Raw genomic sequence first — 14,180 nt, 5'->3', positions numbered from 1 at the left:
CCCTAACATCGCGCCGAACGGACGCGCACAAGCTGGCATAAGCAGCACGCCGGGCAAGACCGGACAAGCCTTATGGATAATCGAACCGTCACAAGGCGGCGATGAACGCAGGCGAACCGGCGTCCCGGGCGCTTTCCCTCCCCCTCGGGGGAGGGTCGTCGCGCAGCGACGGGGTGGGGGCGGCAGGGTGATGCGGATGCAGGCCCTGGTGGTTTGCCGTGCCGCCCCCACCCGGTCTCCGCTTCGCGTCGACCACCCTCCCCCGAGGGGGAGGGAGAGGGAAGGCGGGTTCAGTGAAAATCCCGCGACCCCGGCAGGATGCGCACGTCCCGCGGATGCCGTCCCCGCGTCGGGGCGTGGCCCGATCCCGGCGTCTGGTCCGTGGACAGATGGCCCAGCATGGGCGTCCAGTCGACCATGTCCTCGACCACCAGATGGACCACCCCCTCGGCCCGCTGGACCTTGCCGGTGACCAGAACCATACGCGCGCCCATGACGACGGGGCGTAGCCGCTCGAACACATCGGGCCAGACCACGAGGTTGGCGACGGCCGTCTCGTCCTCGAGGGTCAGGAACACCACCCCCCTGGCCGATCCCGGCCGCTGGCGCACCAGCACGACTCCCCCGACCGAAACGCGACGGTTGTCCTTCGCCGTCCTGTAGGCCTCGGCCGTCATCGCCCCGGCCCGCGTCAGCCGTTCGCGCAGGAAGGCGACGGGGTGGCCCTTCAACGACAGCCGGATGGTCTGATAGTCGCCGACCACCTCCTCCGCATCGGTCAGGCGCGGCAGGGCGGCCGGGGGCGCCCCGTCCGCCTCGTCCAGCCCCATGGCCGCGAACAGGGGCGCCGTCGACGCCGGCGCCGCCCCCCTGGCCGCCCACATTCCCCGGCGCCGCGACAGGTCCAGCGATCCATAGGCGTCCGCCTCCGCCAACCGGTCGAGGGCGGGAGGGGAAAGATCGGCGCGGATGCGAAGGTCCTCCAGATCGCGGAAGGGGGCGATGGCCCGTTGCTGAACGATGGTCTCGGCCCACGCCTCCCGGAAACCGTCGATGGAGCGGAAGCCGAGGCGTATGGCGCAGGCCTCACCCTCGCCCCGAGTCTCGAGCGACGCGTCCCAGCCGCTCGCATTGACGTCCGGGTGGCGCACCTCGACCCCGTGCTCGCGGGCGTCCCGCACGAGCTGAGCCGGGGCGTAGAACCCCATCGGCTGGCTGTTCAGAAGACAGGCGGCGAAGACCTCCGGGTAGACGCATTTCACCCAGGCCGAGATGTAGACGAGGAGGGCGAACGAACAGGCGTGGCTTTCGGGAAAACCATACTCCCCGAAGCCCTTGATCTGGTCGAAACAGCGGCGGGCGAACCCGGCCTCATAGCCCCGCCCGATCATCCGGCCGACCATCATATCCTCATAATGACCGATCGTGCCCATGTGCCGGAAGGTGGCCATGGCGCGGCGCAGACCGTTGGCCTCTCCGCCGCTGAACTCGGCCGCGACCATGGCGATCCGCATCGCCTGTTCCTGAAACAGGGGTACGCCCAGGGTCTTGCGAAGGACGTTTCTCAACTCGTCCGGATCGCCGCCTGCGGGACCCGGCATGTCGAACTCGTAGACATGACCGCGCGCCTCCGCCGCCCGACGCTCCGTTCGTCGCTTGAGATAGGGGTGGACCATGCCGCCCTGGATCGGACCGGGTCGGACGATCGCGACCTGGACCACCAGATCGTAGAACTCGCGCGGCTGCAGCCGGGGCAGCATGGCCATCTGGGCCCGGCTCTCGACCTGGAAGACCCCGACGGAATCCGCCTTGCAGAGCATCTCGTAGACCTCGGGGTCCTCCCTCGGCACCGTGTGCAGTTCCAGGGATCGCCCGTAGCTCTGCGCGATCATGCCGAAGGCGCGCTTCAGCGCCGTCAGCATGCCCAGGGCCAGGACATCGACCTTCATCAGTTGCAGATGATCAATGTCGTCCTTGTCCCATTCGATGAAGGTGCGGTCCTTCATCGCCGCATTGCCGATGGGGACGATCTCGCACAGCGGCCCCTGACTGAGAACAAAGCCGCCGACGTGCTGCGACAGGTGGCGGGGGAATTGGATCAGCTCGGCGGTCAGGTCGAGCGCCAGCTTCATGCGGACATCGTCGCGGCTGACGCCGGCATGGTCGACGTGATCGTCCTTCACCTCCGAGCCGTAGGAGCCCCAGACGGTGTCGGCGAGACGGGCGGTGACGTCCTCGGTCAGCCCCAGGGCCTTGCCGACGTCGCGGATGGCGGAGCGCGGCCGGTAGTGGATGATGGTCGCCACGATGCCGGCACGGTCGCGGCCGTAGCGGTCATAGACATGCTGCATGACCAGCTCGCGCCGTTCGTGTTCGAAATCGACGTCGATGTCAGGCGGCTCCGAGCGTTCGGACGAGATGAACCGCTCGATCAGCATGTCCTGATCTGTGGGATCGACGTTGGTGATGCCGAGGCAGAAACAGATGACGGAGTTGGCTGCGGAGCCCCGTCCCTGACAGAGAATGTCGCGATCGGGATGCCGCGCCCAGGCGACGATCTCGTGGACGGTCAGGAAATAGGGCGCGTATTTCCTTTCCCGGACCAGACGGAGTTCCTTGCGGATCGTCTTGACCACGGAGGTCGGAACCGGCCCGTTTTCGCGGGGCCATTTTTCGCGGGCGCCCCTGCAGGTCAGGCGGATCAGCCAACCCTGCGGCGACCAGCCCGCCGGCACAGGTTCGTCCGGGTACTGATAGCTGAGCTCACGCAGGGAGAAGGTGCAGGCCCGCACGACCTCCATGGTCCGGGCCAGGGCCGCCTCGTGGCCTTTGAAAAGGCGGCTCATTTCGGAGGCGGGCTTCAGATGGCGTTCGGCATTGGCCTGGAGGCGCAGGCCGGCGGCGTCGATGGTCATCCCCTCGCGGATGCAGGTCAGGACGTCCTGAAGCGGGCGCCGGTCGGGGTGGTGGTACAGGGCCGCATTGGTGGCGATCATCGGGGCGCCGGTCCGGGTCGCCATCGCCGCCAGCCGGTTCAGACGCGCCCGGTCGTCACCGCGCCACAGGGGCTGGGCGGCCAGATAGAGGATGTCGGGCCACGCCTTGCGCCACGTCAGGAGGCGGGACTCGAACGCCGCGTCGGGAGCCTCGGGGGCGACGGCGAGGGCGATCATCCCCTCGCCGTGGGCCGCGGCCTGTTCGAAGGTCAGCCGGGTCTCGCCCTTGGCGGTGCGGTCGGGGGCGACTGTCTCCTCCCCGTCCGCATCGCGGATGGGGAGGTGGCGCGGCGCCTCTTCGCGCCGTGACGGAGGGGCCGACACCAGCCGGAGATGTGAGCCACGCATCGGACCCGCCGGCGTCGCCCCCTCCACCACGGTCGCTGAGTCGCGCCCGCGGTCCCCCTCCCCATCGCCAAGAGGCGACGGGGAGGAGACATCCCCGTCCAGCACCTCGCTCTTGCCCAGGGTCAGCAGGCGGCACAGGCGGCCGTAGGCGGCGCGGTCGCGGGGGAAGACGATCAGTTCGGTCCCGTCGAGAAAGCCAAGCCGGACCCCGACGACCAGACGGATGGCGTGGTCCTCGGCCCCCATCAGGGCACGGACCATTCCGGCCAGGGTGTTGCGGTCGGCGACGCCGACGGCGGCGAGGCCCAGGGCTTTCGCCTGCATCGTCATCTCCCCCGGATGGGAGGCGCCCTCCAGGAAGCTGAAGTTGGTCATGGCGCCGAGCTCGGCGTACTCGCCGTTCCAGTCGGGGTGGGGCCAGCCCGTCACGGGAACATCCCGTGCATCCACCATGAGGGGACGCGCTCGTCCTTCGCGCCTGTGTATTCCGCGCCGTAGAGGCCTTCGCGGAACAGCCAGTAGCGCAGGCCCTGGTCGTCCTCGATGCGATAGTAGTCGCGGGTGCGGGACTGGCGGCCGTCCGGGCGGGGACGCCACCATTCGGGCGACAGGCGTTCGGGGCCGTCGGCGCGGGTCACGCGGCGGGTCACGCGCCGCCAGGTGAACCGGGCCGGGGCGCCGTCGGGCAGGTCGGCGAGGGTCTCCACCGGCTCGGGCGGGTCGAGCAACAGCAGGGGGCGGGCCCGGCCGGGATCGCGCCTGTCCCTGACCGGGGCGGACGTCAGGGCCGGCGCCCAGCGTTCGGCCCGCTCCGGCATCCACGACCCCTGAGGCGTCGCGACCCGCACCGAGGCCTCGCCCAGACGCGCCGACAGCCGGTCGATCAGGGCGGCCATGCCCTCGGCGTGACGCGCCTGCAGCTCCTCGCCCATGGAGACCTGGAGCGCGACCATGGGCTCGGTCAGGTCAGCAGTGAGCATCAGGGCGTCGATGCCGAAACCGGGGTCGATCCGCTCGATCCCCGTCTCGCGGAACAGCCGCATCCAGATGGAGACATCGCGCAGCGCCCGCCCCATGCGCACCGAGACGGCGCTGGCCCGGCCGTCGACGCGGAAGGCGGTCAGGGTCAGGGCCCTCGCCCCCTGCCCGTCGCTCTCCATGGTCCTGGCCAGGCCTTCGGCGAGACCGGGCAGGCGCGCCTCGATCCCGGCCGTGTCGGTCAGGGGATCGGCATAGGCTTCCCACCCGCGATAGCGAGGCGGGGCGCGGGTAGGGATCAGGGCCTCGGCCGTGGCGCCCAGGGCCTGATCCAGACGGCGGACCAGCCCGACCCCGGCGCCGTCACGGAAGCGACGGGCCAGGCCTGCGCGCGGCATGGGATAGAGATCCCCGATCCGTTTCAGCCCGAACCGCCGCGTCTGTTTCAGGGCCGCGTCGTCGATGCGCAGGGAGTCGACCGGCAAGGGGGCCAGAGCCTCGCGCACGTCCGCGTCGCAGGCGATGCGGGTCGCATTGCCCCAGCGCGCCAGGGCCCAGGCCGCACCGGGAGACGGGGCCATGGCGGCGCGGGCGCGGATGCCGGCCTCGGCCAGACGCTGCTCGATGCGGTCGATCGCCCCGTCCTCGCCGCCGAACAGATGGGTCGCGCCGGTCAGGTCGAGGAACAGCCCCTCCAGCCCGCCTTCCGAGGGATCGACGGTGACGGCCGGAGACCAGCGCTCGCCCCAGAAGGCCAGGGCCTCCAGCGCGCGCAGGTCGGCGGCGGGATCGGCGGGATGACAGACCAGATGCGGGACCATGGCGAGGGCGTCGGCCTGGGTCTGGCCGCGCGACAGGTTCAGGGTCCGGGCGGCCGGGTTCAGGGCATGAATCACCGCCCCCCGCGCCGTGCGCAGGATCAGGGCCAGCGGACCTGCCCCGGCCGCGAACGGGTCAGGCCGGGAAGACTCAGGCGTATTGGGTCCGGCCGATCGGGTCCAGACCGTCACCGGCCAGTCGATCAGCCAGACGGAGACGATGCGTCTCATCATCCTGCTCCAGCATCCAGACGCCCGGTCGCTCCATCCGGCTGCGGGTCATTTCGGCACGGATCATCATCCGCCCCGGCGCGCGGTCGTCGAAGGCGTCGCCATTGCCCGCAAGAGTTGTAATGCGCCAGCGCCGACGCGCGGCGCTGAGGTCGCCGGAGCGGGCGCGCAGCAGAAGGCCGGAACACCCCCCGTCGCGGGCGGCGAATTCCAGCCGCCGGGTCTGGGCCAGTTCGGCTCCATCGACCGTGCCGATCACCAGGGCGGCGCCGCCGGACCGCAGTGCCTGTTCCATGGCCCACAGGGCCAGCGCCTCCGTCCGGGTCTCGATCAGGACGAAGGCGTCGCGCGTCCGAAAGCCCGCCAGACCGGGACCATAGGGCCGTCCGTTCTCACCCAGCCACGCCCGGGTCGCGCTCATGACAACGCCTCGCCCCTCGCCGACCACAGCCCGGCCGAGGGTGAAGGCCAGGGCCGCCGCCATGTCGCGCGCGCCCGCCGCGCACACCTCTTCCAGCCCTTCGGACAGTCGCGAAAGGGGCGGCGGGACGGCTTCTGACTCTGGCGACGGACGGTCGGACATGGCGATAGAAAACTCCATGTTCATTATTTGTTCCGCCGTCGCCGGAGTCAAACCGGAATCGCTACGCCTGGAAGATTACCCGCCCGCTCTACTTAAGCATGTCCGTGTTGGCCTGCCTCGTGCAGGGACGTCCGGTGGAGGGGGCGGCCTGTATCGCTCTGGAACCTGACCAATGAGTTTTTCAGTTCGACCCATCGACACGAGGGACCACGGCGCCGTCAACGCCCTGCACCATTCCGTGGGCTGGCCCGAGCGCTCGGAAGCCGGCTGGGTCTGGCTGGCGAGCAATCCGGCGCTGCAGGAGACGACCGCGCCGGCCGGCTGGCTGCTGGAGGCCGAAGACGGGGAACCCTGCGGCTTCACCGGCAATTTCGTTCAGCGCTTCCACAACGGCGACCGGACGATCCACGGCGCCACAGGATTCTCGATCATCGTCACGCCACGGGCGCGTGGCAACAGCCGGAAACTGCTGGCCGCCTTCGCGGACCAGAGGAACCTGTTCGCCCGCTACACCTTCAACGCCAATCCGGCGTCCAGCCCGCTCTACCGGCGCCACGGCATGGTCGCCTGGCCGCCGGAAACGCACGATGTGAAACTGTCCTGGCGGGTCGACGCCCTGGCCTGCGCCGGCGGACGACTGTGGCGCGAGATCGATCGCCACGCTCCCCGCCTGACCGAAGCGCGCAACGAACGACTGTTGAACCCGCGTCTGCATGATCCCGAAATGCTGGATCTGCCGGCCCGCGTGGCCCTCCTGACCGATCTGGCGGACCGGTCGCGCTATGCGGATTTCTGGGAAGCCCTGAGGACCGAGGGCCGGATGATTTCTGACCGCAGCCCGGCCATGCTGCGCTGGCGGCTGTCGGACCCCGACCTGACCCTGCGCCCCCTGCTGCTGGCCTTCAATCGCGGCAAGGCCATCGGCGGCTATGCCATGGCGATGATGTCCAAGGGCAATCCGATCGAGCCGCCGATGCTGGAGATCATCGATCTGATGGCCCTGGAGGACGAACCCCGCGCCATTCCGGCCCTGATGCAGGCGCTGCTGGCCAATACCCGCAGCCTCGGCGCGGCGAAGCTCCGCATACAGACGGTCAACCCGGACCTGCTGCGCCGCCTCGGCCCGCTTGCGGATTCAGCACGACGCGAGGGCGGCTGGGGGCATTGCCATGTGAAGTTCGACCCGGATACGCCGGGCGTCGACACCTGGTCCCCGACGCCCTTCGACGGCGACTACGGCATCTGTTTGAGACCTGTGCCCGTGACCGGGGAAGAGCGGCGGGCGGCCTGAGAAAGGCTGCAGGCAGCAGGCAGGCGATGTCGGCGGCGACCGAGACGGACGCCCGTCTCGCTTGAGACGTCAGCCAGCGCGGACCTCCAGGTCCGCGCTCCAAGGGCGCCGCAACTCACCCGTCGAACGGTCTAGACTTTCCGCGCCTTTAGCGCGTCGCGGATTTCGGCCAGCAGGGTCTCGGTCGGGGTCGGGGCCGGCGGAGCCGAAGGCGTCGGGTCGGCGGCTTCCTCGCGGCGCAGGCGGTTGATGCCCTTGACCATCAGGAAGACCACGAAGGCCACGATCACAAACTGGATCAAGGTGTTGATGAAGGCGCCATACTGGATGGCGACCTCCTCGACCGCTTCCGTGGCCGGGTTTTCGGGCGCCAGCACCCATTTCAGTTCGGAGAAATCGACCCGGCCGAGCAACAGGCCGATCGGGGGCATCACGACCTGTTCGACCAGACTGGTGACGATCTTGCCAAAGGCGGCGCCGATGATGACGCCGACCGCCAGGTCGATGACGTTGCCGCGTGCGGCGAACTCCTTGAACTCGCTCAGCAGGCTCACGGCGTCTCCCTTCAGTTTCGTCGGGCGGGCTCGTGACAGACCGGACTCAGGCGTCCCCGGAGGCATTGAGCCGCTCGCGCAGCTCCTTGCCGCTCTTGAAGAACGGGACCGACTTGGCGGGAACGTCCACGGTCTCGCCGGTTCGCGGGTTGCGTCCCGCCCGGGCAGGCCGGGCGCGAACCGAGAAAGCGCCGAAGCCGCGAAGCTCGACACGGCCTCCCTCGGCCATGGCCTCGGTCATGCGTCCGAGCACGACATTGACCACGCGCTCGACCTCGGCCTGGGTCAGATGCGTGTTCTCAGCCGCCAGCTTCTCGATGAGCTCAGACTTAATCATCGCCAGGCCCCCGACCTTTCCTGCTCACACCGAGCAAATTGGGTGCAACTTCAATCGAGTTGCGGGGACACCCTAGCCTTCGCCCGGCGAGCGAAAAAGGCCTGATTGTCAGTTTCCGTCAGGGAAGATCATTAAATGTCGGCAACCGTACACGGAGAACCTCGCCAGATCGGGTTGCAACCGCTAGCGAAACAGCATTTCGGCCGGCGCGAACACGCACGAAAAAGGGCGGCCGGATTGCTCCGGCCGCCCTTCATTCTTGTGGAGTCTGACGCCCGGTTCGCCCCCGGTCCGATCTTCGGTCGGCCGGGGGACAGGCTATGCCGGGCTGTTTGAGGCCCGATCAGATCGGAAGGATTACTCCTTGCCGGCCTTCTCGCGCAGGGCCGCGCCGAGGATGTCGCCCAGCGAGGCGCCCGAGTCCGAGGACCCGAACTGATCGATGGCTTCCTTCTCGTCGGCCATTTCCAGAGCCTTGATCGAGACCGAGACGCGGCGCGTGGCCTTGTCGATGCCCGTGATCTGGGCGTCGACGCGGTCGCCGACGGCGTAACGCTCGGGACGCTGCTCGTTGCGGTCGCGGCTGATGTCCGACTTGCGCACGAAGGAGGAGACCGGCGCGTCGTCTTCGCCGAACTTCACCTCGATGCCGCCCGACTCGATGGACGTGACGGTCAGGGTGACGGTCTGGCCCTTCTTGTAGGTGTCGCCTTCGCCGACGGGATCGCCGCCCAGCTGCTTGATGCCGAGCGAGACGCGTTCCTTCTCGACGTCGACGTCCAGGACCTTGGCCTTGACCATCTCGCCCTTGCGGTAGCGCTGGATGGCTTCCTCACCCGAGACCGACCAGTCGAGGTCGGACAGGTGCACCATGCCGTCGATGTCGTTGTCCAGGCCGATGAACAGGCCGAACTCGGTGGCGTTCTTGACCTCGCCCTCGACGGTCGAGCCGATCGGGTTGGCGGCGACGAACGCATCCCACGGATTGTCCTGGGCCTGCTTCAGGCCCAGCGAGATGCGGCGCTTGGAGGCGTCGACATCCAGAACCACGACGTCGACTTCCTGCGAGGTCGAGACGATCTTGCCGGGGTGGACGTTCTTCTTGGTCCAGGACATTTCCGAGACGTGCACCAGGCCCTCGACGCCGGCTTCCAGCTCAACAAACGCGCCGTAGTCGGTGATGTTGGTGATGCGGCCCGTGTATTTGGCGCCCGGCGGGTATTTGGCTTCGACGCCGTCCCACGGATCGCTTTGCAGCTGCTTCATGCCCAGCGAGATGCGCTGGGTGTCCGGGTTGATCTTGACAATCTGGACCTGGACGGTGTCGCCGACGGCGAGCACCTGCGACGGGTGGGAGACGCGCTTCCACGACATGTCGGTGACGTGCAGCAGGCCGTCGATGCCGCCCAGGTCCACGAAGGCGCCGTAGTCGGTGATGTTCTTGACGACGCCGTCGCGGACTTCACCCTCTTGCAGCTGGCCGACCAGCTCCGTGCGCTGTTCGGCGCGGGCTTCTTCCAGAATCGCACGACGCGAGACGACGATGTTGCCGCGCGGGCGGTCCATCTTGAGGATCTGGAACGGCTGTTCCTTGCCCATGAGCGGGCCGACGTCGCGCACCGGGCGGATGTCGACCTGCGAGCCGGGCAGGAAGGCCGAGGCGCCGCCCAGGTCGACGGTGAAGCCGCCCTTGACGCGACCGACGATGGCGCCGTTGACCGGGTGACCTTCGGCGAAGACGACTTCCAGACGGGTCCAGGCTTCTTCGCGACGGGCCTTGTCGCGGCTGATGACGGCCTCGCCCAGGGCGTTCTCGACGCGCTCGAGGTAGACCTCGACGTCATCGCCGATCTTGGGGATGACGGCGCCTTCGCCCTGACCGAACTCGCGGGCGGGGATGCGGCCTTCGGTCTTCAGACCGACGTCGATGATGATGATGTCTTTTTCGATGCCGACGACGCGGCCGTGAACGACCTGGCCTTCGCCGAGGTCGCGGCCTTGCAGCTGCTCGTCGAGCAGGGCGGAGAAGTCGTCGCGGGTGGGGTTGAGGGTATCAGACATGAAGCTCTGGTGTTTCCGATAGGGCTGTGGCGCGCGACCGAACGGCCCCGCGCGAGGTGAAAGTTGGAATGGGAAGTCGGTCGTGGGACGCGAGGCTCAGCTGAACCAGAGCGCCCGCGGAAGCCGAGGACGGAGCGCTGGATTTGCGAAACGGGCCTAGAGGCCGTGTTTCGCTCGCGCCGCCTCGACGATACGGCGGGCCGCATCGAAGGCGGCCTCTATATCCATATCGGTCGTATCCAGCAAGACCGCGTCCCCGGCCTGGACCATGGGAGCCGAGCCGCGGCCGGCGTCGCGTTCGTCGCGGCGCTGGATGTCGGCCAGCATGGCCTCATAGGTGATGGGATCGCCGCGACCGTTCAGCTGCAGCCAGCGGCGTCGCGCGCGGGTTTCGGGCGTGGCGGTGACGAACAGTTTGGACGGGGCTTCGGGGGCGATGACAGTGCCGATGTCGCGGCCATCCAGCACGGCGCCGCCCGCCTGACGCGCGAAGGCCTGTTGCAGATCCAGCAGGGCCGCGCGGACGCCGGGGAAGCCCGCGACCCGGCTGGCGGCCTCGCCGGCGTCTCCGCTGGTCAGGGCCGCATCGTCCGAAAGCCGCCCGGCGTCGAGGGCGCGGGCTGCGGCCTCCGCCGCCCTTGCGTCGCCGAGGTCGCCTCCACCGGTCAGCACGTCCAGACCCACGGCGCGGTACAGCAGGCCCGTGTCGAGGAACGGCAGGCCATACTCGCGCGCCAGACGCGAGGCGATCGTCCCCTTGCCCGAGGCGGCGGGCCCGTCGACGGCGATGACGAACGGATTGCTCATTTCAGTGTGTCGAAGCACAGACCGACGCCGGACGCCAGTGAACGCTGTGTCACCCCACGTTGCCTCCAAGCCCCTGCATCATCTCGACAAAGCCGGGGAAGGAGGTGGCGATCATGTCCGGCTCATCGACCGTCACGGCGCCCTCGGCGGCCAGGCCCAGGACCAGGTGACTCATGGCGATGCGGTGATCGTGGGCGGTGTGGACCGTCGCCCCGCCCGGAACGGCGCCTCCGGCGACCATGAAACCCTCAGGTTCTTCCTCCACGGCGACACCGCAGGCCCGCAGGCCGTCGACCATCAGGCGGATGCGGTCGCTCTCTTTGACCCGCATCTCGCCGACGCCGCGCATGACGGTCCGGCCCGTTGCGAAAGCGGCGGTGGCGGCCAGGATCGGATATTCGTCGATCATCGAGGCGGCGCGGCTCTCCGGCACGATGACGCCCTTCAGCGCGGAGTGACGCGCGGTGATGTCGCCGACCTCCTCTCCGCCCGAGACGCGGCGGTTGGCGATGGTCAGGTCCGCGCCCATCTCGACCCAGGTGTCGAACAGGCCGGTGCGGAGCGGGTTCAGCATCACGCCTTCAACCGTCACTTCCGATCCCGGAACGATCAGCCCCGCCGCCAAGGGGAAGGCGGCCGAGGACGGATCGCCCGGCACCGAGACGGTGGTCCCCGTCAGGGGCTGGCCGCCCTTGAGACGAATGACCCAGCCCTCGGCGTCGTCCTCGACATCGACGGTCGCCCCGAAGGCCCGCAGCATCCGCTCGGTGTGGTCGCGGCTCTTCTCCGGCTCGGTCACCGAGGTGACGCCGTCCGCGTTCAGCCCGGCCAGCAGGATGGCCGACTTCACCTGGGCCGAGGCGACGGTCTGGACATGGTCGATGGCGTGGAGCGTTCCTCCGGTCAGGGTCGCCGGCAACAGGCCCGGCTTGCCGCTCCAGGCGAAGCGCGCGCCCATCCGGGTCAGGTGGTCGGTGACGCGGCCCATCGGCCGCGACCGCAGCGAACCGTCGCCGTCGAAGGTGGCCGAGATCGGATATCCGGCCGCCGCCCCCATCAACAACCGCACGCCGGTGCCGGCATTGCCGCAGTCGATGACGCCGGCCGGGGTCTGGAAGCCGCCGCGCCCGGTGATGCGCCAGCGCCCGCCGCCCAGCGTCTCGACCGTCGCGCCAAAGGCCTCGGCCGCGCGGGCTGTGGCCAGGACGTCGTCGCCTTCCAGCAGGCCGTCGACCTCGGTCACGCCGGTCGCCATGGCGCCCAGGATCATCGAACGGTGAGAGATGGATTTGTCGCCGGGGGCGCGCACGATCCCTCGCAAGGGATGGCCGGGACGCGCGGTCAGATGGGGGGCGTTGGAGGCCACGGAGGCTCCGCAGGATGCAATGTGGGAGGGAGCGGATCACGGCCACGCCAAAGACGGCTTTTGACAGCGGCCCCCCATGGTGGCAAGGGACGCGGCCGAAATCCCCTCCTCCATCCAAAGGTCTCCATCACCCGTGGCCGATCCCAAACTTGGCGCCAAGCAGGTCTGCCCGAACTGCCAGGCCAAATTCTACGACCTGGGCCGTCGCCCGGCGCACTGCCCGAAGTGCGAGCACGAGTTCGATCCCGAAGAAGCCATCAAGCTGCGCAGCCGTCGCGGCCGCCCGGGCGGCTATGCCGCCGACGATGCCGAAGATCAGGTCGTCGAGAAGAAGCCGTCCGACGACGAGGATGAAGAAGAGGAAGTCGTCACCCCCGAGATCGACCAGGAAGGCCACGAGCCGATCCTGACGCCCAACGACGAGGACGACACGACCGCAGATCCGTCCGAAGAAGCCGGCATGGGCACGACCGATGGCGACGACGACGTCCTGGCGGACGACGACGATGACGACGACTCCGTTCCCTTCATCGAGGACGAAGACGACGACGCCTTCGACGGCGACATCGCCAAGGGCAGCAAGGACGACGATCATTAGGTCGGCCTGAGGCCTGTTTTCCAAAGGATTTCGGGGGCGGATTTCGGTCTGTCCCCGGGCCTTCGGGAAAGTCGAAAATAAAATCCGGAACCGGGTTGATCTGAAAAACGACCCGACATAGGTTCCGCCGCCTCGCCGGGGGCCACACCAGACCCGGCGGACCAACCGAAAGACCAAGCGTCTTGAGGTCTGGGGCTTTAGCTCAGCTGGTAGAGCGCTTGCATGGCATGCAAGAGGTCAGCGGTTCGACTCCGCTAAGCTCCACCACAAACCCCTCGCCGCAACACGGCGGGGGGTTTTCCATATCTGGATTCAATCACTTAACCGAAGCGTGTAGCTCAGCTTACGCTCCGGCTATGCCTGATTGCGACCGCAGACTGGTTCACAAACACTCCACCACGATCCCAGAAAGCCCGTTACCTTCAACGAACTTACCGGGATCGGACTGGCGCCGCAGTGTGGTTCACAATCGGCCCGGCAGGAGTCGAACCCACGCCGCCGGATCGTCGGCATCACCGTCTCCCAGATCGTCTCGGAACGTCCACGGACTGATCTTCAGGGGCAGGGTCTTCTATCTTCGACTGAGGGTACCTCGGACGCTTCAGGAGGCGGTCGGGAAGACACACTTCTGGCGATCACTCGGCACCGGAAAATAGGACGAGGCTGTGCGCGAGGCTCGGCTCGTCGGGGCGCAGGTCGAGACGATGTTGAGACAGTTTGAAGGGCGCAGCCTGTCCCCTGCCCGATTCGAAAATGGTCCCGCCTATGTTGGTGGGACGATCCCCGCCACGGTTCCCGCCAGGGGCGGAAAAACGCTCCGTGAGGTGTTCGATCTTCATCGGAGCGACCCATCCAAGGCTCGAACGCCGAAGACGGTTCTGGTGCTCCTCCCTCGTTTCAGTGGACACCCATGCTAGCTTTTCGGAGCTGGAGAGGAGTGTCTGATGAGTGTGCAACGCCGGGTGTTTCCGGAATCGTTCAAGCGGGAGGCCGTTGATCGGGTCGCCAACAGCGGGCTGAGCGCCGGCGCAGTGGCCAGAGAGCTGGGGCTGCACGATACGGTGCTACGTCGATGGATGACGCAGTTCGGGGTTGACGTGACCCCCGTTTCTCATCCAGCCATAACGAGAGTCCTTTGGTGATCTGAGCCGTGATTGGCTGGGGTGGCAAGAGGCCGGTCTGCGCAGCCATCAACCAGCGCAGCAGGCCGGC

At 68.1% G+C, this 14,180-nt stretch carries 12 protein-coding genes, 1 tRNA gene and 1 pseudogene; 5 read left to right on the top strand and 9 right to left on the bottom strand.

Features of this window, described 5'->3' with window-relative positions:
- Window positions 1-290: 290 nt before the first annotated feature.
- Genes ACP7AB_RS12885 through ACP7AB_RS12875 form a run of 3 tightly spaced genes read right to left on the bottom strand, consistent with a single transcriptional unit; the run spans window position 291 to window position 5,978 of the window.
- Window positions 291-3,773 (bottom strand): error-prone DNA polymerase, encoded by a 3,483-nt coding sequence (locus ACP7AB_RS12885; protein ID WP_425991843.1) that lies wholly within the window; start codon window positions 3,771-3,773, stop codon window positions 291-293.
- Window positions 3,770-5,371, bottom strand: a complete 1,602-nt coding sequence (locus tag ACP7AB_RS12880; protein WP_425991845.1) for a Y-family DNA polymerase — start codon at window positions 5,369-5,371, stop codon at window positions 3,770-3,772. Before ACP7AB_RS12880 ends, ACP7AB_RS12885 begins: the two co-directional genes overlap by 4 nt.
- Window positions 5,292-5,978, bottom strand: coding sequence for an ImuA family protein (locus ACP7AB_RS12875; RefSeq protein WP_425991847.1), 687 nt, complete (start codon window positions 5,976-5,978; stop codon window positions 5,292-5,294). Before ACP7AB_RS12875 ends, ACP7AB_RS12880 begins: the two co-directional genes overlap by 80 nt.
- A 148-nt stretch (window positions 5,979-6,126) precedes the next feature.
- Here ACP7AB_RS12875 and ACP7AB_RS12870 point away from each other — a divergent pair, with 148 nt between their 5' ends.
- Window positions 6,127-7,245, top strand: a complete 1,119-nt coding sequence (locus tag ACP7AB_RS12870; RefSeq protein ID WP_425991849.1) for an N-acetyltransferase — start codon at window positions 6,127-6,129, stop codon at window positions 7,243-7,245.
- Window positions 7,246-7,376: 131 nt separating this feature from the next.
- Here ACP7AB_RS12870 and mscL read toward each other — a convergent pair whose 3' ends face one another.
- The 5 genes from mscL to aroA form a co-directional block, all read right to left on the bottom strand.
- Window positions 7,377-7,799 carry a large-conductance mechanosensitive channel protein MscL gene (gene mscL / locus ACP7AB_RS12865; RefSeq protein ID WP_425991851.1) on the bottom strand — a complete coding sequence of 141 codons (423 nt, stop codon included), beginning with the start codon at window positions 7,797-7,799 and terminating at the stop codon, window positions 7,377-7,379.
- Window positions 7,800-7,845: 46 nt separating this feature from the next.
- On the bottom strand, window positions 7,846-8,136 hold the full coding sequence (locus tag ACP7AB_RS12860; protein ID WP_425991853.1) for an integration host factor subunit beta: 291 nt from the start codon (window positions 8,134-8,136) through the stop codon (window positions 7,846-7,848).
- Between the two features lie 357 nt (window positions 8,137-8,493).
- Window positions 8,494-10,197, bottom strand: coding sequence for a 30S ribosomal protein S1 (gene rpsA, locus ACP7AB_RS12855; protein ID WP_425991855.1), 1,704 nt, complete (start codon window positions 10,195-10,197; stop codon window positions 8,494-8,496).
- A 156-nt stretch (window positions 10,198-10,353) separates the two neighbouring features.
- Window positions 10,354-11,004 carry a (d)CMP kinase gene (cmk, locus tag ACP7AB_RS12850; RefSeq protein ID WP_425991857.1) on the bottom strand — a complete coding sequence of 217 codons (651 nt, stop codon included), beginning with the start codon at window positions 11,002-11,004 and terminating at the stop codon, window positions 10,354-10,356.
- 49 nt (window positions 11,005-11,053) lie between these two features.
- Entirely contained in the window at window positions 11,054-12,370 is a 1,317-nt protein-coding gene (gene aroA, locus ACP7AB_RS12845) for a 3-phosphoshikimate 1-carboxyvinyltransferase (protein ID WP_425991859.1), read from the bottom strand.
- A 133-nt stretch (window positions 12,371-12,503) separates the two neighbouring features.
- Here aroA and ACP7AB_RS12840 point away from each other — a divergent pair, with 133 nt between their 5' ends.
- The 3 genes from ACP7AB_RS12840 to ACP7AB_RS12830 all read left to right on the top strand — a co-directional run bounded on the left by ACP7AB_RS12840 (window position 12,504) and on the right by ACP7AB_RS12830 (window position 13,624).
- Window positions 12,504-12,968: a TIGR02300 family protein gene (locus ACP7AB_RS12840; RefSeq protein ID WP_425991861.1), complete on the top strand. Its 465-nt coding sequence runs from the start codon at window positions 12,504-12,506 to the stop codon at window positions 12,966-12,968.
- Between the two features lie 191 nt (window positions 12,969-13,159).
- A tRNA-Ala gene (locus ACP7AB_RS12835) sits at window positions 13,160-13,235 on the top strand.
- Window positions 13,196-13,624: a DUF6538 domain-containing protein gene (locus tag ACP7AB_RS12830; protein ID WP_426046156.1), complete on the top strand. Its 429-nt coding sequence runs from the start codon at window positions 13,196-13,198 to the stop codon at window positions 13,622-13,624. The genes ACP7AB_RS12835 and ACP7AB_RS12830 overlap by 40 nt, the downstream gene beginning before the upstream one ends.
- Here ACP7AB_RS12830 and ACP7AB_RS12825 read toward each other — a convergent pair.
- Entirely contained in the window at window positions 13,604-13,807 is a 204-nt protein-coding gene (locus ACP7AB_RS12825) for a hypothetical protein (protein WP_425991871.1), read from the bottom strand. The two genes, ACP7AB_RS12830 and ACP7AB_RS12825, sit on opposite strands and share 21 nt — an antisense overlap.
- A gap of 105 nt (window positions 13,808-13,912) precedes the next feature.
- On the opposite strand from ACP7AB_RS12825, the pseudogene ACP7AB_RS12820 reads away from it, so the two are divergent.
- A pseudogene (locus ACP7AB_RS12820) lies at window positions 13,913-14,086 on the top strand (transposase); the annotation flags it as partial.
- Window positions 14,087-14,180: the final 94 nt, after the last annotated feature.

It is taken from the genome of Brevundimonas sp. TWP3-1-2b1 (assembly GCF_049896165.1).
Lineage (GTDB): Bacteria > Pseudomonadota > Alphaproteobacteria > Caulobacterales > Caulobacteraceae > Brevundimonas > Brevundimonas subvibrioides_B.
This window is presented reverse-complemented; position numbering and strand designations above follow the sequence as displayed.